22 protein-coding genes and 1 tRNA gene are annotated in these 19,551 nt (G+C 69.1%); 12 read left to right on the top strand and 11 right to left on the bottom strand.

Annotated elements, in window-relative coordinates; genetic code table 11:
• Positions 1-4 precede the first annotated feature (4 nt).
• Positions 5-1,207, bottom strand: a complete 1,203-nt coding sequence (locus BM009_RS05715) for an efflux RND transporter periplasmic adaptor subunit (protein ID WP_093294448.1) — start codon at positions 1,205-1,207, stop codon at positions 5-7.
• Between the two features lie 102 nt (positions 1,208-1,309).
• Between BM009_RS05715 and BM009_RS05710 the strand changes: the two genes are divergently transcribed.
• The 5 genes from BM009_RS05710 to BM009_RS05690 all read left to right on the top strand — a co-directional run bounded on the left by BM009_RS05710 (position 1,310) and on the right by BM009_RS05690 (position 5,371).
• The gene (locus tag BM009_RS05710; protein WP_093294446.1) at positions 1,310-1,942 is read left to right on the top strand and encodes a TetR/AcrR family transcriptional regulator; all 633 of its coding nucleotides are present in this window, start codon (positions 1,310-1,312) and stop codon (positions 1,940-1,942) included.
• A gap of 44 nt (positions 1,943-1,986) precedes the next feature.
• Positions 1,987-2,751 carry a (Fe-S)-binding protein gene (locus BM009_RS05705; RefSeq protein WP_093294445.1) on the top strand — a complete coding sequence of 255 codons (765 nt, stop codon included), beginning with the start codon at positions 1,987-1,989 and terminating at the stop codon, positions 2,749-2,751.
• The gene (locus BM009_RS05700) at positions 2,748-4,139 is read left to right on the top strand and encodes a lactate utilization protein B (protein WP_093294443.1); all 1,392 of its coding nucleotides are present in this window, start codon (positions 2,748-2,750) and stop codon (positions 4,137-4,139) included. Before BM009_RS05705 ends, BM009_RS05700 begins: the two co-directional genes overlap by 4 nt.
• Positions 4,136-4,762: a LutC/YkgG family protein gene (locus tag BM009_RS05695; protein WP_093294441.1), complete on the top strand. Its 627-nt coding sequence runs from the start codon at positions 4,136-4,138 to the stop codon at positions 4,760-4,762. Before BM009_RS05700 ends, BM009_RS05695 begins: the two co-directional genes overlap by 4 nt.
• Positions 4,763-4,930: 168 nt before the next feature.
• On the top strand, positions 4,931-5,371 hold the full coding sequence (locus BM009_RS05690) for a hypothetical protein (RefSeq protein WP_093294440.1): 441 nt from the start codon (positions 4,931-4,933) through the stop codon (positions 5,369-5,371).
• A gap of 160 nt (positions 5,372-5,531) precedes the next feature.
• Here BM009_RS05690 and fucP read toward each other — a convergent pair whose 3' ends face one another.
• From fucP to BM009_RS05670, 4 genes are read right to left on the bottom strand one after another with little or no spacing between them, the layout of a single operon-like run.
• Positions 5,532-6,812, bottom strand: coding sequence for an L-fucose:H+ symporter permease (gene fucP / locus BM009_RS05685; protein ID WP_093294438.1), 1,281 nt, complete (start codon positions 6,810-6,812; stop codon positions 5,532-5,534).
• 34 nt (positions 6,813-6,846) lie between these two features.
• Positions 6,847-7,614 (bottom strand): L-fucose dehydrogenase, encoded by a 768-nt coding sequence (locus tag BM009_RS05680; RefSeq protein WP_093294437.1) that lies wholly within the window; start codon positions 7,612-7,614, stop codon positions 6,847-6,849.
• Positions 7,611-8,915: an L-fuconate dehydratase gene (locus BM009_RS05675; protein ID WP_093294671.1), complete on the bottom strand. Its 1,305-nt coding sequence runs from the start codon at positions 8,913-8,915 to the stop codon at positions 7,611-7,613. The genes BM009_RS05680 and BM009_RS05675 overlap by 4 nt, the downstream gene beginning before the upstream one ends.
• A 5-nt stretch (positions 8,916-8,920) precedes the next feature.
• Entirely contained in the window at positions 8,921-9,661 is a 741-nt protein-coding gene (locus tag BM009_RS05670) for an SDR family oxidoreductase (protein ID WP_093294435.1), read from the bottom strand.
• Between the two features lie 122 nt (positions 9,662-9,783).
• Here BM009_RS05670 and BM009_RS05665 point away from each other — a divergent pair, with 122 nt between their 5' ends.
• Positions 9,784-10,629: an IclR family transcriptional regulator gene (locus tag BM009_RS05665; protein WP_093294434.1), complete on the top strand. Its 846-nt coding sequence runs from the start codon at positions 9,784-9,786 to the stop codon at positions 10,627-10,629.
• 2 nt (positions 10,630-10,631) lie between these two features.
• On the opposite strand, the gene BM009_RS23095 is transcribed toward BM009_RS05665, so the two are convergent.
• The gene (locus BM009_RS23095) at positions 10,632-10,763 is read right to left on the bottom strand and encodes a hypothetical protein (protein WP_302847351.1); all 132 of its coding nucleotides are present in this window, start codon (positions 10,761-10,763) and stop codon (positions 10,632-10,634) included.
• A 59-nt stretch (positions 10,764-10,822) separates the two neighbouring features.
• The gene (locus BM009_RS05660; RefSeq protein WP_093294669.1) at positions 10,823-11,752 is read right to left on the bottom strand and encodes an alpha/beta hydrolase; all 930 of its coding nucleotides are present in this window, start codon (positions 11,750-11,752) and stop codon (positions 10,823-10,825) included.
• A gap of 246 nt (positions 11,753-11,998) precedes the next feature.
• Between BM009_RS05660 and BM009_RS05655 the strand changes: the two genes are divergently transcribed.
• Positions 11,999-13,609 carry an alpha-L-fucosidase gene (locus BM009_RS05655; protein WP_093294432.1) on the top strand — a complete coding sequence of 537 codons (1,611 nt, stop codon included), beginning with the start codon at positions 11,999-12,001 and terminating at the stop codon, positions 13,607-13,609.
• A 227-nt stretch (positions 13,610-13,836) separates the two neighbouring features.
• Here BM009_RS05655 and BM009_RS05650 read toward each other — a convergent pair.
• Positions 13,837-13,911, bottom strand: a tRNA-Thr gene (locus BM009_RS05650).
• A gap of 101 nt (positions 13,912-14,012) precedes the next feature.
• On the opposite strand from BM009_RS05650, the gene BM009_RS22520 reads away from it, so the two are divergent.
• Positions 14,013-14,165 (top strand): hypothetical protein, encoded by a 153-nt coding sequence (locus BM009_RS22520; RefSeq protein WP_175487897.1) that lies wholly within the window; start codon positions 14,013-14,015, stop codon positions 14,163-14,165.
• Between the two features lie 136 nt (positions 14,166-14,301).
• Here the strand turns inward: BM009_RS22520 and BM009_RS05645 are convergent, their stop codons facing one another.
• Positions 14,302-16,098, bottom strand: coding sequence for an aminopeptidase P family protein (locus BM009_RS05645; protein ID WP_093294431.1), 1,797 nt, complete (start codon positions 16,096-16,098; stop codon positions 14,302-14,304).
• Between the two features lie 114 nt (positions 16,099-16,212).
• Positions 16,213-16,539: a hypothetical protein gene (locus BM009_RS05640; protein ID WP_093294429.1), complete on the bottom strand. Its 327-nt coding sequence runs from the start codon at positions 16,537-16,539 to the stop codon at positions 16,213-16,215.
• 126 nt (positions 16,540-16,665) lie between these two features.
• Here BM009_RS05640 and BM009_RS05635 point away from each other — a divergent pair, with 126 nt between their 5' ends.
• Positions 16,666-17,364, top strand: coding sequence for an energy transducer TonB (locus BM009_RS05635; RefSeq protein WP_254772151.1), 699 nt, complete (start codon positions 16,666-16,668; stop codon positions 17,362-17,364).
• Between the two features lie 156 nt (positions 17,365-17,520).
• Here the strand turns inward: BM009_RS05635 and BM009_RS05630 are convergent, their stop codons facing one another.
• Entirely contained in the window at positions 17,521-17,814 is a 294-nt protein-coding gene (locus BM009_RS05630; protein WP_093294428.1) for a 4a-hydroxytetrahydrobiopterin dehydratase, read from the bottom strand.
• Positions 17,815-17,862: 48 nt separating this feature from the next.
• Between BM009_RS05630 and BM009_RS05625 the strand changes: the two genes are divergently transcribed.
• Genes BM009_RS05625 through BM009_RS05615 form a run of 3 tightly spaced genes read left to right on the top strand, consistent with a single transcriptional unit; the run spans position 17,863 to position 19,465 of the window.
• Complete coding sequence (locus tag BM009_RS05625; RefSeq protein WP_175487895.1) at positions 17,863-18,267, top strand: metallopeptidase family protein; 405 nt, start codon at positions 17,863-17,865, stop codon at positions 18,265-18,267.
• The gene (gene ccmA / locus BM009_RS05620) at positions 18,264-18,833 is read left to right on the top strand and encodes a heme ABC exporter ATP-binding protein CcmA (RefSeq protein ID WP_093294425.1); all 570 of its coding nucleotides are present in this window, start codon (positions 18,264-18,266) and stop codon (positions 18,831-18,833) included. Before BM009_RS05625 ends, ccmA begins: the two co-directional genes overlap by 4 nt.
• A complete protein-coding gene (locus BM009_RS05615; protein ID WP_093294423.1) occupies positions 18,830-19,465 on the top strand; it encodes a heme exporter protein CcmB in 636 nt (211 codons plus the stop codon). Before ccmA ends, BM009_RS05615 begins: the two co-directional genes overlap by 4 nt.
• Positions 19,466-19,551: the final 86 nt, after the last annotated feature.

The raw sequence follows: 19,551 nt of genomic DNA, 5'->3' as shown, positions 1-19,551 counted from the left end.
GGCTTTACTTCCCTTGGGCAGGCGCGGCGGCACCCGGCTGGCCCTGGGCGGGCTTGGCATTCGGGTTCCACGGCTGCGGCGTGACCGGCATGCCCGGGCGCAGCATCATCGCGCCCTCGACGATCACCTTGTCGCCCGGCTTCAGGCCGCTGGTGACGATCCAGCTGTCGCCGGCGGTGCGGCTGGTCTGGATCGGGCGCGGCTCGATCTTGTTTTCGGCGCCGACGATCAGCACCGTCGGGTTGCCACGCTCGTCGCGGCTGACGGCGCGCTGCGGCACCAGCATCGCATTCTGCTGGGTGCCTTCGACCAGGTGCGCGCGGACGAACATGCCCGGCAGCAGCAGCCCATTGGGGTTCGGGAACAACGCGCGGATCACCTGGCTGCCGGTCGTCTCGTCGACAGTCACGTCGGCGAAGCGCATCGTGCCCTGCGGGCCGTAATTGGTGCCGTCCTCCAGCGTCAGCGCTACCTTGGCGTTGCCGTCGCGCGCGACCTGGCCGGCCATGATCGACTGGCGCAGCTTGAGGATGTCCGCGCTCGACTGCTGGATGTCGACATAGATCGGGTCGAGCCGCTGGATCGTGGTCAGCGCATTGGTCTGCGAGGCCGAGACCAGCGCGCCCGTGGTGTAGAGCGAACGGCCGATCTTGCCGCTGATCGGCGCGCGGATCGTGGTGCGGGCGAGGTCGATCTCGGCGGTGCTGAGCGCCGCGCGCTGGGCGGCGACATCGGCGCGGGCCTGCGCGGAGGTGGTCAGCGCGTTCTCATATTCCTGCTTCGAGATCGCGTTGATCTTGACCAGTTCGCCATAGCGACGCGCGAGCGCCTCGTTCGACGCGATCGCCGCCTGGGCGCGGGTCAGCGCGGCGCGGGCGCTGGCGACGGCGGCGCGATACGGGGCGGGGTCGATGCGATAGAGCGCCTGGCCCTGGCGCACCATGTCGCCTTCGGTGAACAGCCGCTCGAGGATCAGCCCGTTGACCTGCGGGCGCACGTCCGAGCTCTCGAAGGGGCTCAGCCGGCCGGGCAGCTCGCTGGTGAGCGGCACCGCCTGCTGCTGGACGACGACATAGGAGACGGGGGGCGGGGCGGCCTGCTGTCCGCCCGCGCCGCCTGGGGCCCCGGCACCCTGCTGCTGGGACTGACCGCCACAGGCGGCGAGGACAAGCGCGAGAGCCGGCGCGGTGTGACGGAAAAAAGTCATGCGGAAGCCTGCCGTTGTGTTATATGTGAGTGAACGTTCGCTCACATTCGCCGCTACTGCGAAGTGAGGTAAGCGGTCAAGACGGTTTCAAGGGTAACACGGATGGCAGAAGCCACGGAAGCAGGCGGGGCTCCGCACCGCGATAAAGCGCTGTTGCGGCGCGAGAAAATCGTCTCCGCAGCACGCAGGTTGTTCATTGCGAACGGTTTTCACGCCACGGGTGTGGCCCAGATCGCCAAGGAATCCGGCATTGCGATAGGTCAAATCTATCGCGATTTTTCTTCGAAGGAGGCGATCGTGAAGGCGATCGTCCACGCCGATTGCAGGGAATTCCTCGCGCACGAGTCGCTTCGGCAGGGGATCGAGCGCAACAATCCGGAGGCGGTCTGGGTATGGTTGCGCGAATTTCTCGACTCGCAACCGGACGAAGCTGACCCGCTTTTCGCCGAAATCCTTGCCGAATCCGCCCGTAACGCGCGAGTCGCGGCAATCTTCGAAGAGGTCCGCGACGAGGTGCGCGAAGCCATGCTGGCGGCACTTGCCGCATTGGCGCCCGGCAACGCGTTCGGTGAGCGCCGCTCGGCGCTCGCCAACCTCGTCCTCGCCACCTCGCTGGGCCTGAAGCAGCACCGCTTTCTCAACGATCCCCGGGAAACCCAGTGCGCTGCGGATCTCGCGCTCAAGATGATTCAGGCGGAGATCGCGGCCATGCGCGCGGAGCAGGGCGGCGACTGAGCATGGTTGATGGAAGACCCGGCGAGGATGTGCCACTAGGCGGCATGTCGTTGCGTACTCCGGCTCGCGTCGCGCTGTTCGTCACCTGCCTCGTCGATGCGATGCGGCCGCGCATCGGCTTCGCTGCGCTGCGGGCGCTGGCCGATGCCGGGTGCGAGGTGGTGGTGCCCGAAGCGCAGACCTGTTGCGGCCAGCCGGCGCTGAACTCGGGCGACCGCGCGACCGCGACCGACTTCGCGCGGCGCAACGTCGCGATGCTGGAAGCCTATGACGCGGTCGTGATTCCCTCGGGCAGCTGCGCCGGCACGATCCGCTGCCACTATCCCGAACTGCTGGCCGACGATCCCGAATGGTCGGTGCGGGCCGAGGCGGTGGCAGCGAAGACCTGGGAAATCCTCGCCTGGCTCGACGCGCGCGGCTGGCGGCCTGAAGGCGTGACGCTGCCAGCGAAGGCGACCTATCACGACAGCTGCTCGGGCCTGCGCGAACTCGGCATCAAGGCGCAGCCGCGGCGGTTGCTGGGGGCTGTGGACGGGCTCGACCTGGTGCCGCTCGCGGGCGAGGAAACCTGCTGCGGCTTCGGCGGCACCTTCTGCGTGAAATACCCGGCCATCTCGAACGCCATCGCCGACGAGAAGGCGGCGGCGGTGGAGGCAAGCGGCGCCGGGCTGCTGCTCGCGGGCGATCTCGGCTGCCTCATGAACATGGCGGGCAAGCTTCACCGGCGCGGCTCCGAGGTGCGCGCCTTCCACACCATCGAGGTGCTGGCCGGCATGGCCGACGGGCCTGCGATCGGGGAAGCGCAATGAGTCGCGCCTTCGATGCGCGGGTGGAGGCGGCGCTTGCCGACCGCCAGCTCAAGATCGCGGTTGAGCGCACCGCCGGGACTGCCGAGGCCAAGCGCAGCGCGGCGATCGGCGCGTGGCCCAGCTTCGCGGCGGCGCGCGAGCGGGCGGCGGCGATCAAGGACCATGTGATCGCCAATTTGGGCTCGTACCTCGTCCAGTTCGAGGCGGCGGCGACCGCGGCAGGTGCGACGGTGCACTGGGCCGCCACTGCCGACGAGGCGTGCGCGATCGTGGTCGAGATCTGCCGCAAGGCGGGGGCGAAGAGCGTCGCGCGCTCCAAGTCGATGCTCGGCGAGGAGATCGGCCTGCCCCACGCGCTGGAGGCGGCGGGGATCGGCCGGGTCGAGACCGATCTGGCCGAACACATCATCCAGCTCGCCGGCGAGCGGCCCTCGCACATCATCTGGCCGGCGATGCACAAGACGCGCGAGCAGGTCTCCGAGCTGTTCCACGCCCGCCACCGCGAGCCGCATGTCGAGGAAAGCATCGTCGCGATGGCGGCGAGCGCCCGGCGGCAGCTGCGGGGCGAGATGCTGGGCGCGGATGTCGGCATCTCGGGCGCCAATTTCCTGATCGCGGACAGTGGCCAGGTCTGCACCGTCACCAATGAGGGCAATGCCGAACTCTCGCTGGTGCCGCCGCGCGTGCATATCGTGACGGCCGGGATCGAGAAGCTGGTGCCCTCGATGGACCACGCCGTGCATCTGCTGCGGCTGCTCGCCCGCTCGGCCACCGGCGCGGCGTTGACCCAGTACACCACTTTCTATGCCGGGCCGAAGCGGGCAGGGGACCGCGATGGGCCCGAGGAGATGCACATCGTGCTGGTCGACAATGGCCGCAGCGCGATGCGCGACGAGGGGCTGGCGGAGATGCTCCGCTGCATCCGCTGCGGCGCGTGCATGAACCACTGCGTGGTGTTCCGCCAGATCGGCGGCCATGCTTATGACGGTACCTATCCGGGGCCGATGGGATCGGTGCTGACCCCGGCGCTCGACGGACTGGCGGCGAGCCGCGATCTGCCCAATGCGTGTACCATGAACGGCAAGTGCCAGGAGGTTTGTCCGGTCGCGATCCCCCTGCCGACCTTGCTGCGCGGCTGGCGCGAGAAGAGCTGGCGCGAGGGGCTGGAGCCGGTGACGCTGCGCTCAGGGCTGGGCCTCTGGGCCTGGGCGGCGCGGCGGCCGTGGCTGTACCGGGCAGGGGTGCGCTGGGCGATCCGGGCGATGCGGCTGGCCGGGCGTGGCTGGATTGCGAAGCTGCCGCTGGCCGGCGGGTGGACCGGCGGGCGCGACTTCCCCGCACCCGCGGCGGAGAGCTTCATGGACCGCTATCGAAAGGGCGAACGATGAGCGCGCGCGACGCCATCCTGGCGCGGCTGGGACCGGCGGCCGATCCTGCGGTGCTGGCGGCCGAGGCGGCGTGCCTGTTGGCGGGCGAGGAACGCGAGCGGCCGGCGGGGCCGGAGGATCTGGTGGCGCGCTTCCTCGCGCAGCTCGCGCTGCCGAGCGTGGCGGCGACGCATGCGCGGATCGGGTCGCTGGCGGAATTGCCGGGGGCGGTGGCGGGGTATCTCGCCGCCGAGGACGCGGCGCCGACGCTATGGCTGCCGCCCGATGCGCGGGTGGCGGGGCTCGACTGGCCCGGGCTGACCCGGCTGGCGGAATGCCCGATCGACGACGGCGCGGTGCTCGCCTTCGCCCGCGCCGGGGTGGCGGAGACGGGCTCGCTGGTGTTCGAGACGTCGCCGGAAGCGCCGATGCTGCCCAATTTCCTGGCGCTGCGGCACATCGTCGTGCTGGAAGTCGCCGGGCTGGTCCGCTGGCTGGAGGATGCCGCGCCGGGCGGGCCGAGCCCACGCGCGCACTACTGGGTAACGGGCGTCAGTGGCACGACCGACATCGAAGGCACCTATGTCCGCGGCGCGCATGGCCCGCGGTTTTTGCACGTGGTGCTGGTGGGTCAGCCTTCTTAAGCCCCTCCCCTTCAGGGGAGGGGTTGGGGTGGAGGACTTCGCTTCAAGCGTGGGGCTTGCTTCTCAGTCATGCCCCACCCCCAACCCCTCCCCTGAAGGGGAGGGGCTTCAGGGAGCGGTACGCGGCAGCCATTGCTGGTCCACCAAACGATCGTCTAGCATCGCATCATGGCCTTTCGCAGCACGCCCGAAGACGAGGCCATCTTCTACGCCTTCGGTGCCGGAATCATGCCGGTCCTGATCCCCGGCATGCTTCTAGTGTTTGGCATCATCTATCTGGCCATGCCTCGAAGCGTACCGCCGCCGCAATCCTGGGCGGACGGGACGTACGTCAACGTGTGCTGCGCGCCCTTGGTCTTACGAAACGGCGTTTTGGAAACGCAGGGCAGAAGCACGCGGTACGTCGTCTCGGAGGCGAAATACGGCTATCAGCTGGAGGTGCCGACCGGCATCGGCGTTCAACTCGGCGTCGTTCGCTTTGAAGGAAGCGCGGTGATCGTACACTTCAACAATGACAGCATGGCGCGCCCGGCACTACGTGAAGCTAAATCGCTGCATCTCTTCGATCTCGACAAGCTCACGAGCTACGAGTTCGTGAAAGTCCGGTAGGCCCGCGTTCCTCCCCTGTAAGGGGAGGTGGCAGCCCGAAGGGCTGACGGAGGGGTGTCGACGCTGGGGGCGCGGGCCTCCGCCGCAGGCCGGGACACCCCTCCACCACCGCCTTCGGCGGCGGTCCCCCTCCCCCTCCGGGGAGGATCTTATGCGCCGCTCAATGCCCCGCCGGTGCCAGTTCCACGTCCCCCGCCGTCCCTGTCGCACGCAGCCCAAACCCCAGCACCACCAGGAACGCCACCGCCGGCACCAGCAGCGCGAGGTTGATCCCCGCGAGGTCGGACACATGCCCCATCGCTGCGGTCAGCACCGCGCCGCCGATGATCGCCATCACGATCAGCGAGGCGCCGATCTGCTTGAGCGGTCCCAGCCCGCCGATGCCGATCGCGAAGATCGTCGGGAACTGGATCGACATGAAGAAGCTCGCCGCGACCAGTGCGTAGAGCCCGGTCGTCCCGCCGACGAACACCGCCACCGCCGCCAGCGCCGCCGACAGCCCGGAGAACACCACCAGCAGCTGCGGCGCCGAGACCTTGCCGAGCATCGCGGCGCCGACGAAGCGGCCGATCCCAAACAGCACCAGGCTGGCGAACAGATAGTCGGCCGCGCCCTGTTCGGTGAGGCCGGGCAGGTTCACCTGGGCGTAGCGGATCGTGTAGCTCCACAGCCCCACCTGCGCGCCGACATAGAAGAACTGCGCGATCACCGCGAACAGCAGGTTCCGGTCGCGCAGTACGGTGCGTAGCGCTTGCCCCGTCGGCACGGCCGGAGCGTCGCCGTCCTTGCGGTTGTCCGGGAAGGCGATCAGCGCGGCGGCGAGGGCGAAGGCGAGCACCACCAGCCCGATCACCAGATAGGGCGTCTGCACCGAGGCGAGCTCGCCCCGCAACGTCGCGGTCCGCTCGGCGGCGGACATCGCCGCAAGCGCCTTGTCGTCCTGCGCGAAGCTCGAAAGGATGAAATATTTGCCCACCAGCACGCCGAAGATCGTGCCGAGCGGGTTGGCCGCCTGGGCGAAGTTGAGCCGGCGCGCGGCGCCCTCGGGGCTGCCCAGTTCGGCGATCAGCGGGCTGGCCGAGGTCTCGAGAAAGGCGAGACCGCAGGCGATCACGAACAGCGCGGCGAGGAACCAGCGATATTCGCCGAAATGCGTCGCCGGATAGAAGAGCAGCGCGCCGATCGCGTAAAGCGTCAGCCCGGTGACGATCGCCGCCTTGTACCCCCGCCGCCGCGCGAGCATCGCTGCCGGCGTCGCGAGCAGGAAATAGCCCATGTAGAAGGCCTGCTGGACGAAGCTTGTCTCGAAATCGCTCAGCGCGAAGGCGCGGCGGAAATGCGCGATCAGGATGTCGTTGAGGTTGTTCGCCATGCCCCACAGGAAGAACAGCGAAACCGTCAAGATGATGGCGGGGGTATAGCGTCCGGCCTTGCTGGCCATGTGTCCTCTCCTTGGTGCGACGCCCCTGTTGGGGTCATTCGATGGCGCGGTCCAGATGCGTGTAGCCGCCGTCGACGAACAGCCACTGGCCGGTGGTATGGCTGGCCCGCTCCGAAAGCAGGAACAGCGCGGTGTCGGCGATTTCTTCCGGGGTCGTGAAGCGGTGGCCGAACGGCACGCGGCGCTCGATCTCCTCGCGCCGGGCGGCGGGGTCGTCGAAGCTCTTCAGCCATTCGGCATAAGCGGGGGTCTCGACTTCGGCGGGCACGATCGCGTTGACGCGGATGCCGTCGCCGCGCAGCGCCACCGCCCATTCGCGGGTCAGCGCCAGCACCGCGCCCTTGGCGGCGGCGTAGGCCCCGGTATGCCCCTGGCCGGTGACCGAGGTCTTCGAGCCGATATTGACGATCGCCCCGCGCGCTGCCTGCAGGTGCGGAAGGGCAGCGCGCGCCATGCCGAAATAATGGACGAGGTTGATGTCGAGCGAAGCGCGGAACTGCGCCGGGGTCGCCTCGAAGCCGAGATTGTCGTTGAGCCCGGCATTGTTGACCAGCCCGTCGATCCGCCCGAAGCGCGCCGCCACCGCGTCGACCGCGGCGACCACGGCATCGTCCTCGGCCAGCTCGCAGGGGTGGAACAGCCAGTCCTCGCCGAGCTGCGCGACCAGCTCGGGCCGGGGCGGCTCGCGCGAAACGATGGCGGGGAACGCGCCTTCGCGCGCCAGTCCCGCCGCGATCGCTGCGCCGATCCCCGACGATCCGCCGGTGACGATCACGACCTTGCCGGCGAGCCCCAGGTTCATGCGCCGAACCGATACTGGACGAGCGTCTCCGGCTTCATCTCGATCGAATAGCCGGGGCGCTGCGGCGGCATGTACGCCGCGTCCCTGATCACGCAGGGCTCCAGGAAATGTTCATGGAGATGATCCACATATTCGATGACCCTGCCGTCCATGGTGCCGGCAAAGCACAGATAGTCGATCATCGACAAGTGCTGGACGTATTCGCACAGCCCCACGCCGCCGGCATGCGGACACACCGGCAGGCCGTAGCGGGCGGCGAGCAGCAGCACCGCCAGCGCCTCGTTCACCCCGCCGATGCGGCAGGCGTCGAGCTGGATCACGTCGACCGCGCCGACGCTCATGAACTGTTTGAACAGGATGCGGTTCTGGCACATCTCGCCGGTCGCGACCTGCACCTGGCCGATGCCGTCGCGGATCGCCTTGTGGCCGAGCACGTCGTCGGGGCTGGTCGGCTCCTCGATGAACCAGGGCTTGGCGAAGGCGAGGGCGTTGACCCAATCGATCGCCTGGCCGACTTCCCAGACCTGGTTGGCGTCGATCATCAGCTTGCGATCGGGGCCGAGCACCTCGCGGGCGATGCGGACGCGGCGGATATCGTCCTCCAGGTCGCGGCCGACCTTGAGCTTGATATGGTGGAAGCCGGCATCGACCGCCTCCTGCGCGAGGCGGCGGAGCTTCTCGTCGGGATAGCCGAGCCAGCCCGCCGAGGTGGTGTAGCAGGGATAGCCGTTCGCTTTGAGCGTGGCGATACGCTCGGCCTTGCCGGCGGCCCGCTCGGTGAGCAGCGCCAGCGCCTGTTCGGGCGTGATCGCATCGGTGAGGTAGCGGAAGTCGATCGCGCGGACGAGCTGCTCGGGCGTCATGTCCGCGACGAGCTTCCACACCGGCTTGCCCTCTGCCTTGGCCCAGAGGTCCCAGATCGCGTTGACCACCGCGCCGGTGGCGAGGTGCATCGCGCCCTTGTCCGGGCCGATCCAGCGCAGCTGGCTGTCGCCGGTCAGGTGCCGCCACATCCGCGCGGGCTCCTCGGCGATCCAGGCAAGGTCGAGGCCGATGACGAGGTGGCGCATCGCCTCGATCGCCGCGACGCAGATGTCGTTGCCGCGGCCGATGGTGAAGGTGAGGCCATGGCCTTCGAGGCCGGGGACGTCGGTTTCGAGGATGACATAGGCCGCCGAATAATCGGGGTCCGGGTTCATCGCGTCCGAGCCGTCGAGCGAGGCGCTGGTCGGGAAGCGGAGGTCGACCGTGCGCAGGCCGGTGATGCGTGCCTTGAGCGCCGCGGGGGTCGTGGTCGCCATGTCCATCAGTTCACCCACCCGCCGTCGATCACATGCACCGCGCCGGTGGTGAAGCTGGCCTCGTCGCTGGCAAGATAGCAGATCAGCGCGGCGATCTCGTCTTCCTGGCCCAGCCGGCCCATCGGCTGGCGGGCGACGAAGGCGGCATGCGCTTCCTCGACGGTGATGCCCTGCTGGCCCGCCTGTTCGGCGACGCGCTGGCGGAGACTGGGGGTGTCGACCGTCCCCGGACACACCGCATTGCAGCGGATGCCCTTGGCAACGAAGTCGGCCGCGACCGATTTGGTCAGGCCGATCACCGCCGCCTTGGAGGCGCCATAGGCGTGGCGGTTGGGAATGCCCTTCACGCTGGAGGCGATCGACGACATGTTGACGATCGCGCCCCCGCCCTTGGCCAGCATGCCCGGCAGGAAGGCGCGGATCATGCGGTGCATGGCATGAACGTTGAGGTCGAAGGACAGCATCCAGTCGGCATCGGTGCCGTCGAGGATCGATCCCGCCGCCACGAAGCCGGCGATATTGGCGAGCACGTCGACCTGGCCGATCGTCTCCGGAAGCGCGGCGATGGCGTCGGCATCGAGCAGATCGAGCACCACGGGTTCGATACGGTCGAGCGTCGCGAGCGCGGCAGCGTCGCGGTCGAGCGCAAACACCTTGGCGCCTTCATCGCGCAGCCGCAGCGCGGTCGCGCGGCCAATGCCGTGCCCGGCCGCGGTTACCAGCGCGGTCTTGTTGCCGAAACGCATCGCCTCCCCAACTCCTCTAGAACGTTTTCATAGGTCAAAATGACTTTCACGTTCTTAGGCCCAAGCCGAGATCTTTCGCAAGTGGCATGACACCGCTGATCGCATTGGTTAGCGTAGTGGTCATGACCGAGATTGCATCTGCCGTTCCGGCTGACAAATCGCCCGCGTACGCCGCTCCCGCGCTGGAGAAGGCGATCGACGTGATCGAGCTGCTGGGCAGCGAGCCCCAGGGCCTGACGATCAGCGAGATCGCGCAGCGATTGGGCCGTTCGATCAGCGAGCTGTTCCGCATCATCGTCGTGCTCGATCGCCGCGGCTGGCTGCATAAGGATGGCGGCAGCGATCGCTACCGCGTGACCTATCGCGTGCTGGAGATCGCCCACCGCGCAACGCCGGCGCAGGAACTCACCCATGTCGCCTCGCCGCTGATGCACAGCCTGGCGGCGGCGACGGTGCAGTCCTGCCATCTGGTGGTGGTGAACGGCACGCGCGGTCTGATCGTCGCGCGGCAGGAGAGCCCGGGCCAGACCGGCTTCGCGGTACGGCTCGGTACCGAGATCGACCTGCTGACCAGCTGTTCCGGGCATGTGCTCCTGTCGGCGATGGACGAGGATCGGCGCGCGGCGCTGTACCCGAAGGGACTGCCCAAGGGGCTTGCCGAGCGGCTCGAAGCGGTGCGCGCCAAGGGCTATGAATCGATTCCCAGCGCGCGGATGGCGGGGGTGTCCGACATGAGCTGCCCGATCTTCGGGTTCGACGGCCATGTCGTCGCGGCACTGACCATCCCGTTCCTCGCCGCGATCGACGATGCGCCGCACGTCTCGCACGAAGAGGCGCTGGCCATGCTGCGGACGACGGCGACGGCGATTTCCTCGGCGCTCGGCTGGTTCGACCGCGTCGAGGCGCCGGTGGTGCCGAGCCTCTCGGTCGCCAGCCCGGTCCGCCGCCGCCGCGCCCGCGCGGACTAGGCTCAACCCGGGGTCACGGCATAGTAGATGTTGTAGCCGACGAATACCGTCGCGATGATCGCCAGCACGATCAGCGCGACGGCACCGAAGCCCCTGCGGGCGCGCTTCTCGATGGGTTCGTGCCTCGGGTCCACACAGCGTCTCCTCTTTGATTCTACAAGGAAAAGACGCTTCGGCGGGCGGATCGTTGCGCTCAGCCGGCCAGCAATCCCAGCCGCCGCGCATAGGCAGCGAACAGCATCGGCCATACCGAGGCGGGCACGGTCTTGGGCAGGCGCACGCCGAAGCCATGACCGCCCTGGTCGAACGCATGGAGCTCGCCCGGGCGCTTGGCAGCGAGCAGCGCCTGGTAGAGCGCGATGCTGTTCTCGATCGGCACCAGCCCGTCGTCGCTGGCATGGGTGAGGAAGATCGGCGGCGTGTCGGCGGTGACGCGAGTCTCCACCGAGGCGGCGATGAGCGCCTTGGGATCGGCACCGGTGCCGAACAGCTGGTCGCGCGAGCCGAGATGGGTGAAGGGCGCGCTCATGCTCACCACCGGGTAGATCAGCCCGGCAAGGTCGGGACGGGCGGAGAGCTGGTCGGCAGCGTCCACCGGCGTGTAGACCCGTTCGGCGTGGCGGGTCGCCAGGCTGCCGGCGAGGTGGCCGCCGGCGGAGAAGCCGATCACCAGCAGCTTGGTGGGATCGACACCGTAGCGCTTGGCCGAGGCGCGGATCAGCCGCAGCCCGCGCTGGGCGTCGGCGAGCGGCACGGTCGAACGGTTGGCCCAGCCGTCGGTGGGGATACGGTAGCGCAGGATGAAGGCAGTGATGCCCAGCGCGTTGAGCCAGCGGGCCTGCTCCTCGCCTTCATTATCGAGCGCGAGGAAGCCATAGCCGCCGCCCGGCATCAGCATCACCGCGGTGCCGTTGGGGTTGGCGGCGCGACGCACGGTGAGCGAGGGGCGATCGATGCCGCGCAGCCAGCGATCCGGCGCGGCGGGGTCCTTGGAGCGCTGCTCGGTGCTCGGCTTGGGCAGCGGGGTGGGGGCGCCGGGGGGCGAGCCGGGCCAGAGCGGCAGCACCTCGTCTTCGCCCGCAGCATTGGCCGGCAGCGCGGCAATCGTCGCGGTGGCGGCCATGCCGGTGAGCATCGTTCGGCGCGTGAGGTCTTCGAACACGGGCATCCTCTCTTCTGCAACCCGGCAATGCATCGGTGAAAATCCAGCCTTCGCGGTGCGTTGCCGCTGAATTTGGTAGCGGTACCGCGTGGTTGCAGAATCGCGATCGGCGCGCAACCGCGCAACCGATCCGCGTTCCCAAGACAAGAGCGTTGACGCGCGGCTGCGGTATCAAGATGGTATGGCCGTGGTTCAGCGGAGGTAGCAATGATCAGATCAGGGTGGCGACGGCGCGGGGTGCTGGCGGGGCTCGCCGCCATGCCGGCAGTGGCGCGGGCGCAGACGACTGCACAGGGGCCGGTGCAGGCCAACTGGCCGTCGCTGGTGGCGAACTATCGCTACCCGGACTGGTTTCGCGATGCGAAGTTCGGGATCTGGTCGCATTGGGGGCCGCAATCGGTGCCCGAGCAGGGCGACTGGTATGGGCGGCACATGTACATCCAGGGCCACCCGGCCTCGGACTTCCACCGCAAGGCCTATGGCCATCCCGCCGATGTCGGCTTCATGGAGGTCCAGAACCGCTGGTCCGCCGAGCGCTGGGATCCCGAGGCGCTGATGCGGCGCTACGTGAAGGCAGGGGCGAAATATTTCGTGTCGCTGGCCTGCCATCACGACAATCTCGACTGCTACGACAGCGCGTACCATCCGTGGAACAGCCTGCGCGTCGGGCCGAAGCGGGACGTGGTCGGCACCTGGGAGAAGGTGGCGCGTGCCGCTGGCTTGCGCTTCGGCGTCTCCAACCATGCCGCCCATGCCTGGCACTGGTTCCAGACCGCCTATGGCTATGACCCCGAAGGCGCGCGCAAGGGGCAGCGCTACGACGCCTTCCGCCTGAACAAGGCGGACGGCGCGGGCAAATGGTGGGAAGGGCTCGATCCGCAACTGCTCTACACCGGCAAGCACATCGTCGCGCCCGACGGCATCGACACGATGCAGGCGATGGGCAAGTGGCATGAGCAAAATGACGGCCAGTGGGTGGAGCATGGCCCCGCCGGCGACGCCGCCTATGCGACCCGCTGGCTGCAGCGGCAGGTCGACCTCGTCACCAAATACCAGCCCGATCTCTGCTATTTCGACGATTACGAGCTGCCCTTCGGCCCTATCGGGCTGGCGGCGGCGGCCGACTATTACAACCGCTCGATCGCGAAGAGCGGCAAGATAGACGTGGTGCTCAACGCCAAGCAGCTCAAGTCCTATGCGCGGTTCGGGCTGGTGCAGGACGTCGAGCGCGGCTTCGCCGATCGGCTGTGGGACGAACCCTGGCAGACCGACACCTGCCTCGGCGACTGGTTCTACAAGCGCAGCCTCTACACCGAGAAGCGCTACAAGTCGGCGAACGACGTGCTCCAGCGGCTGGCCGATGTGATCTCCAAGAACGGCAATTTGCTGCTCTCGGTGCCCCAGCGGGGCGACGGATCGATCGACTCGGAGGAAGAGCGCATCCTCGACGATCTCGGCGCCTGGATGGCGGTGAACAGCGAGGCGGTGTTCGGCACCCGCCCGTGGCGCGTCTATGGCGAAGGGCCGACCCAGCTCGCCGCGGGCATGCAGAACGAGGATGGCTTCAAGGGCTTCACCGAACGCGATGTGCGCTTCACCACCAAGGGCGACACGCTGTACCTGTTCTTCCTCAAGGCACCGAGCGCGCCGGTGACGGTGGAGGCGCTGGGGCTGAAGGCGGGCCGCGTGGCGCGGGCGCGGCTGCTGGGCGGCGGCGACGTGGCGTTCCGGCAATCGCAGGCCGGGCTGACGGTCACGCTGCCCCAGGGGCTGGGCACGGTGCCGGTCGTGCGGATCGACGGGCTGCGGCGCGGGTGAGGGGTGCTGGGGGTGGGGGCGGTCGGGTACGATCGCTCCCCGCCAGCTACTCGTCATTCCCGCGAAGGCGGGAATCCATTTGCCAGGGCGTTTGAGGCAGGAGCCGCGAATGCAGCGCCAATGGATCCCCGGCTTCGCGGGGATGACGTTGGTTTGAGGGAGGGCGCGCGTGCCCTCACCGTCGGCGGGTGCCCTTGCGGGCAAATTCTTCTGTCAGAAGGGGAAAATGGTGCTGCCGGCGAGGATTGAACTCGCGACCTCAGCCTTACCAAGGATGCGCTCTACCACTGAGCTACGGCAGCACTGTTTTCCAACCGCGGCGACCAGCGCCGTGCGGGAGGGGCCTATTTGCTTGCAGACCCGTGATTGTCAACCCGCATCGCCAAGGTTTATCGCTTTTCGCATGAAGGATGTGGATAAGCAGGCCCGGCTGGCCGAAAAACTGCGCGAAAACCTGCGGCGGCGGAAAGCCCAGGCGCGGGGCGTGAAGGCGGACGGGGCCGGGCAGGAGGCGGAAACCCCTCCCGAATCGGCGGACTCAAAGATCCTCCCCTGAAAGGGGAGGTGGCGCGCGCAGCGCGACGGAGGGGTGTCGACGCTGATTTGTCTCGCGTCACTGCAGCGGGGACACCCCTCCACCACCGCCTGCGGCGGCGGTCCCCCTCCCCTTGCAGGGGAGGATCAGGACGGGTTCACCCGATCGGCGCGCACTTGGCTTCCAGCCATGCCCGCTCCTCGCCCTCCAGCTGCGGGCCGACGATCGCCAGCACCTCGGCATGATAGGCGTCCAGCCAGGCGCGCTCCTCGGGGCTGAGCAGTTCGGGCAGGATCAGGCTGCGCTCGATCGGCGCGAAGGTGAGCGTCTCGAACGCCAGCATCGGCTTGTCGCCGCCGGGGATCGTCCGCTCGACGATATGGACGAGGTTCTCGATGCGGATGCCGTATTCGCCCGCCTTGTAATAGCCGGGCTCGTTCGAGAGGAACATGCCGGCGCGCAGCGGCTCCAGCGCCTGGCCGCCCGGATAGGAGGGCGGGGCGATGCGCTGCGGACCCTCGTGCACCGCAAGGTACGCCCCGACGCCGTGCCCGGTGCCATGCGCGAAATCGAGCCCCGCCTCCCAGAGCGGCCGCCGCGCGAAGCCGTCGATCTGCGCGCCGGTGGTGCCGTCCGGGAAGATCGCGGTGGCGATGGCGATATGGCCCTTGAGCACGCGGGTGAAGCGGTCCTGCATCTCGTGGCTCGCCTCGCCGACCGGCATCACGCGGGTGACATCGGTGGTGCCGTCGCCATATTGCCCGCCCGAGTCGATCAGGAACAGCTGGCCGCGCTCGATCGGCAGGCTCGATTCCTCGGTCACCTTGTAGTGCGGGATCGCGCCATTCGGCCCGGTGGCGGAGATGGTGTCGAACGACAGGTCCTTCAGCCGGCCGGTCGCCTCGCGGAATTCGCGCAGCTTGTCCGCTGCGGACATTTCGGTGAGGCCGCCCTGCGGTGCGGTTTCCTCGAACCACTTCAGGAAGCGGCTGAGCGCGGCGCCGTCGCGCGCCTGCGCGGCCTTGTGCCCGGCGACCTCGGCGGGGTTCTTGATCGCCTTGGCGAGGATCACGGGATCACGCAGCGCGACCACGGTGGCGCCGCCAGCTTCCAGCGCATCGAAGATCGCGGATACCGCCGTGCCCGGATCGGCGACGACGCGCTTGCCCGCGAACCCGCCCAGCGCCGGTGCGAACGCCGCGCGATCCTGGATGCGCACGGCGTTGCCGAGATGCTGGCGCACCGCATCGGTCACCTTTTCGGGCGCCAAGAACAGGTCGGCGGTGCCATCGGCATGGATCACGGTGTAGGCGAGCGCCACCGGCGTATGGGTCACGTCGCCGCCGCGAACGTTGAAGGTCCAGGCGATCGAATCGAGCGCGGCGATCACCACCGCGTCGGCGTTCCGCCCCTGCAGCCAGTCGGCGATCTCGGCGCGCTTGGCGGCGGAGGACTTGCCGGCCAGCGCCTCGTCCAGCACCGCGAGCGGCGCGTCGGACGGGCGGGGCTGCTCGGCCCAGACTGCGTCGATCGGGTTGCGGGTGACCGGCACGAGCGTCGCGCCCTTCTCGGCCAGCGCCGTGCGGGCTTCCTCCACCCAGGCGCGGGTGTGCAGCCAGGGATCATAGCCGATGCGGCCGCCGTCCGGGGCATGCGCGCCCAGCCAGTCGGCGACGCTGGTCGCCGGCACGCCGACATATTCCCACTGATCGGCGGAGACTTGCTGGCGGACCTGGAGCGTATAGCGCCCGTCGGTGAAGATCGCCGCTTCCTGCGGCAGCACCACGGCGGTGCCGGCCGAGCCCTGGAAGCCGGTCAGCCAGGCGAGTCGCTGCGCATATTCGCCGACATATTCGGACATGTGCTCGTCGGTGAGCGGCACGACGAAGCCGTCGAGCGCATCCTGCGCGAGTTGCGTGCGCAACGCGCTCAGACGATCGGCATAGCTGGACATAGGCGTTTCCTGCATCTTGGGGGCTGGCGCTCGGCGCCGCGACATAAGGCCGGTTACTGGCCGATGCAGGCTATTTTGGAAAGGGGCGGGACCAGGCCCGCCCCAGCCGATCGGTCAGCGGCGAACCTTGACGTAGTGGCAGCGATCCTTCGCGGTGATGGTACGGTCGATCGCGCGGCCACCCAGCGCGCCGGCGACACCGCCCGCCGCAGCGCCGAGCAGGCCGCCGCCGACCACCGACGGGCCTGCCAGCGCACCGGCGACACCGCCGGCGATCAGGCCGGTATGGCCCTTCGACTTGCGGCACGTCTTCACATAGCGATAGCCGCGGCTGGACTTGGACTTGCCTTCGTAGCGCGACTGGGCGCTGGCGACGCCGATCGGCATTGCGACGGGCGTGACCAGGGCAAAGGCGGCGAGCGCGGCGATTGTCTTACGCATATTCGGACCCCATCTTCGGTTCGTGTTCGATGCGTATCAATGTGTCATGCCACATTTCGGTTGCATGAACCCGCAACGATCGGGGCAGATCCGGTGATTTCCGGAGGCTCCCGGGCGCGCGGCGCAGTGGCGGCGATCGCGGTGGAGGCGCTGCTGGCGGCGCTGCTGTTCGCGGGATTGCGCGCGCAGACGCTGGTCCGCACCGATCCGGATGCGAACCTGCTGAGCTTCGACGTGCCGCCACCCCCGCCGCCGCCCGCGCCCGAGCCGGCCAAGCGGCGCGCGGCGCCCAAGGCCGAAGGGGCCTCGGCACCGCCCAACCGCGTTTCCAAGGCAACCGAGGTCGTCGCGCCGCCACCGCCGGTGGTGCTCCAGCCGCCGCCGCTGGTGACCGCGCCCAAGCCGGCGACCGCCAGCGATTCGTCCTCCGGCGCAGCGCCGGTGGCGGGGCCGGGGACCGGCGCGGGCGGCGAGGGCGATGGCACCGGCAGCGGCGGACGCGGCAATGGGCCGGGCGGCGGGGGCGGGGTGCCGCTGCGCTGGGTCGGTGGGCGGATCACCGACGCCGATTACCCGCGCGGCGCGCTCAACGCCGGGGCGAGCGGCACGGTGGGGCTGCGCTTCGTGGTGGGCGTGAACGGACGGGTATCAAGCTGCACGGTCACGCGGAGCAGCGGCAATCGCGACCTCGACGAGACCACCTGCAAGCTGATCCAGAAGCGCTTCCGCTATGTGCCGAGCAGGGATGCAGCGGGGCGGCCCTATGCCGATACGGTGACCGGCGAACATCGTTGGGATCTGTACGAGCGGCCGGATGGGGAGTGACTACCGTAAATCCTCCCCTGCAAGGGGAGGTGGCATGCCGAAGGCATGACGGAGGGGTGTCCACGCTGCGATTGCTGCCCGCCGCCGCCACGTTGACACCCCTCCACCACCGCCTTTGGCGGCGGTCCCCCTCCCCCTCCGGGGGAGGATCACACGCTACCCCTTCACCAGCGCGTCGATCGCCGCCGCCAGTTGCAGGTCCCGCGTCGACAGCCCGCCGGCATCATGGGTGGTCAGCAGGATGTCGACCCGGTTCCACACGTTCGACCATTCGGGATGATGGTCCGCCTTCTCGGCGATCAGTGCGACGCGGGTCATGAAGCCGAACGCCTCGGTGAAATCGGCGAACAGGAAGCGGCGGGTGATCGCGTCGCGCCCCGGCTCGTAGTTCCAGGCCGGCAGGGCCGCGAGCGACTCCTCGCGCAGGCCGTCGGTCAAACGCGCTACCATATATCCCCTCCTTGCTCCTTCTCTGCCGCTCCGCCTATGCATTCGGCCATGCCGGAGCAAGCGCCAACCTTCGCCCCCGATGCTGCCCTGATCGAGCGCCTCGCCCGCGCCGCGCTGGCCCGCATCCCCGCGCCCTTCCAGCCCCATCTGGCCGACGTGGTGCTGCTGGTGGAGGAGTTCGCCGACGAGGAGACGCTCGACGCGCTCGGCATCGACGACCCCTTCGCGCTCAGCGGCCTGTATCATGGCCGGCCGATCGGCGAGAAATCGGCGTTCGATTCGGGCGGACTGCCCGATCGCATCCATCTCTATCGCCGCGCGATCCTCGACGAGTGGGTGGAGAGCGGGGAATCACTCGAGCGGCTGGTCCATCATGTCGTGGTCCATGAGGTCGGCCATCATTTCGGCCTGTCCGACGAAGACATGCATGCGCTGGAAGAAGCCGCGGATTGAACCTCGGCCTCGCCTTTGACGACGTGACCTGCCTGCGCGGCGGGCGGATCCTGTTCGAGGGGCTGTCCTTCGCGCTGGCGCCAGGCGAGGCCGGGCTGGTGCTGGGACCCAACGGCGTCGGCAAGTCGAGCCTGATCCGCATCGCCGCCGGGCTGCTCGCACCGCTGGACGGACGGGTGGCGGGGGACGGCGCGCGGGCGCTGCTCAGCGAGACCGCTGCGCTGGATACGGAGCGGACGCTCGCGGGCGCGCTCGGCTTCTGGGCGGGGCTCGACGGGCGCGGGGACGCGGTCGCCGATGCGCTGGACGCCGTCGGACTGGCGGATATCGCCGATGTGCCCGTGCGGCTGCTCTCCACCGGCCAGCGGCGGCGCGCGGCGTTCGCGCGGGTGCTGGCGAGCGGCGCGCCGGTGTGGCTGCTCGACGAGCCGGGCAATGGCCTCGACACTGCCTCGGTCGCGATGCTGGAGGCGCGGATCGCGGCACATCGCGCGGAAGGCGGAATCGTGCTGGTCGCGACCCACCAGCCGATCGCGCTGCCGGACGCGCAGGAGATCGCGCTGTGATTGCCCTGGTCTGGCGCGAGCTGCGGCGGGCGTGGAGCAGCGGCGGGCTGGTGCTGCCGATCGCCTTCTTCCTGCTGGTCGCGATCCTCTTTCCCTTCGCGGTCGGCCCCGACGGACGCCTGCTCGCGCGGATCGGCGGCGGGGTGATCTGGGCAGCGGCGCTGCTAGCGGCGCTGCTCCCGGTCGAGCGGCTGGTGGCGCCCGATGCCGAGAGCGGGGTGCTCGATCAGCTGGTGGTGCGCGGCTATTCGGATGCCGGCATCGCGGCGGCGAAGATGCTGGGGCATTGGCTGGGCTTCGGGCCGGCGCTGCTGGCGGCGACCTGCGTCGCGGCGGCGCTGCTGCACGTGCCGGGGACGGCGCTGGCGACCATCCTGCTCGGGCTGGCGATCGGCACGCCGGGGCTGGCGGCACTGGGTGTGGCGACGGCGGCGCTGGTGGCGGGGTTGCGCGGGGCGGGGGCGCTGGCGGGGCTGGTGATGCTGCCCTTCGCGGTGCCGCTGCTGATCTTCGGCGCGGGCGCCACCGGCGGCGAGCCCGGCGCGATCAAGCTGCTGGCGGCGATCAGCCTGGTGCTGGTGGCAGGATGCCCCTTCGTCGCCGGCGCGGCGATGCGGATGGGGCGGGGGTAGGCAAGGGATAATCCTCCCCCGCCAGGGGGAGGTGGCGCCGAAGGCGACGGAGGGGGAGGATGCCAGACCCTCTCGAGCGGCGTGCT

This window comes from Sphingomonas sp. NFR04 (assembly GCF_900114095.1).
Taxonomy (GTDB): Bacteria; Pseudomonadota; Alphaproteobacteria; order Sphingomonadales; family Sphingomonadaceae; genus Sphingomonas.
This window is presented reverse-complemented; position numbering and strand designations above follow the sequence as displayed.

Bases quoted from the DNA above. Each gene is read 5' to 3' on its own strand.
- BM009_RS05715 (WP_093294448.1), bottom strand. From the start codon at position 1,207: ATGACTTTTTTCCGTCACACCGCGCCGGCTCTCGCGCTTGTCCTCGCC.
- BM009_RS05710 (WP_093294446.1), top strand. From the start codon at position 1,310: ATGGCAGAAGCCACGGAAGCAGGCGGGGCTCCGCACCGCGATAAAGCG.
- BM009_RS05705 (WP_093294445.1), top strand. From the start codon at position 1,987: ATGTCGTTGCGTACTCCGGCTCGCGTCGCGCTGTTCGTCACCTGCCTC.
- BM009_RS05700 (WP_093294443.1), top strand. From the start codon at position 2,748: ATGAGTCGCGCCTTCGATGCGCGGGTGGAGGCGGCGCTTGCCGACCGC.
- BM009_RS05695 (WP_093294441.1), top strand. From the start codon at position 4,136: ATGAGCGCGCGCGACGCCATCCTGGCGCGGCTGGGACCGGCGGCCGAT.
- BM009_RS05690 (WP_093294440.1), top strand. From the start codon at position 4,931: ATGGCCTTTCGCAGCACGCCCGAAGACGAGGCCATCTTCTACGCCTTC.
- fucP (WP_093294438.1), bottom strand. From the start codon at position 6,812: ATGGCCAGCAAGGCCGGACGCTATACCCCCGCCATCATCTTGACGGTT.
- BM009_RS05680 (WP_093294437.1), bottom strand. From the start codon at position 7,614: ATGAACCTGGGGCTCGCCGGCAAGGTCGTGATCGTCACCGGCGGATCG.
- BM009_RS05675 (WP_093294671.1), bottom strand. From the start codon at position 8,915: ATGGCGACCACGACCCCCGCGGCGCTCAAGGCACGCATCACCGGCCTG.
- BM009_RS05670 (WP_093294435.1), bottom strand. From the start codon at position 9,661: ATGCGTTTCGGCAACAAGACCGCGCTGGTAACCGCGGCCGGGCACGGC.
- BM009_RS05665 (WP_093294434.1), top strand. From the start codon at position 9,784: ATGACCGAGATTGCATCTGCCGTTCCGGCTGACAAATCGCCCGCGTAC.
- BM009_RS05660 (WP_093294669.1), bottom strand. From the start codon at position 11,752: ATGGCCGCCACCGCGACGATTGCCGCGCTGCCGGCCAATGCTGCGGGC.
- BM009_RS05655 (WP_093294432.1), top strand. From the start codon at position 11,999: ATGATCAGATCAGGGTGGCGACGGCGCGGGGTGCTGGCGGGGCTCGCC.
- BM009_RS22520 (WP_175487897.1), top strand. From the start codon at position 14,013: ATGAAGGATGTGGATAAGCAGGCCCGGCTGGCCGAAAAACTGCGCGAA.
- BM009_RS05645 (WP_093294431.1), bottom strand. From the start codon at position 16,098: ATGTCCAGCTATGCCGATCGTCTGAGCGCGTTGCGCACGCAACTCGCG.
- BM009_RS05640 (WP_093294429.1), bottom strand. From the start codon at position 16,539: ATGCGTAAGACAATCGCCGCGCTCGCCGCCTTTGCCCTGGTCACGCCC.
- BM009_RS05630 (WP_093294428.1), bottom strand. From the start codon at position 17,814: ATGGTAGCGCGTTTGACCGACGGCCTGCGCGAGGAGTCGCTCGCGGCC.
- BM009_RS05625 (WP_175487895.1), top strand. From the start codon at position 17,863: ATGCCGGAGCAAGCGCCAACCTTCGCCCCCGATGCTGCCCTGATCGAG.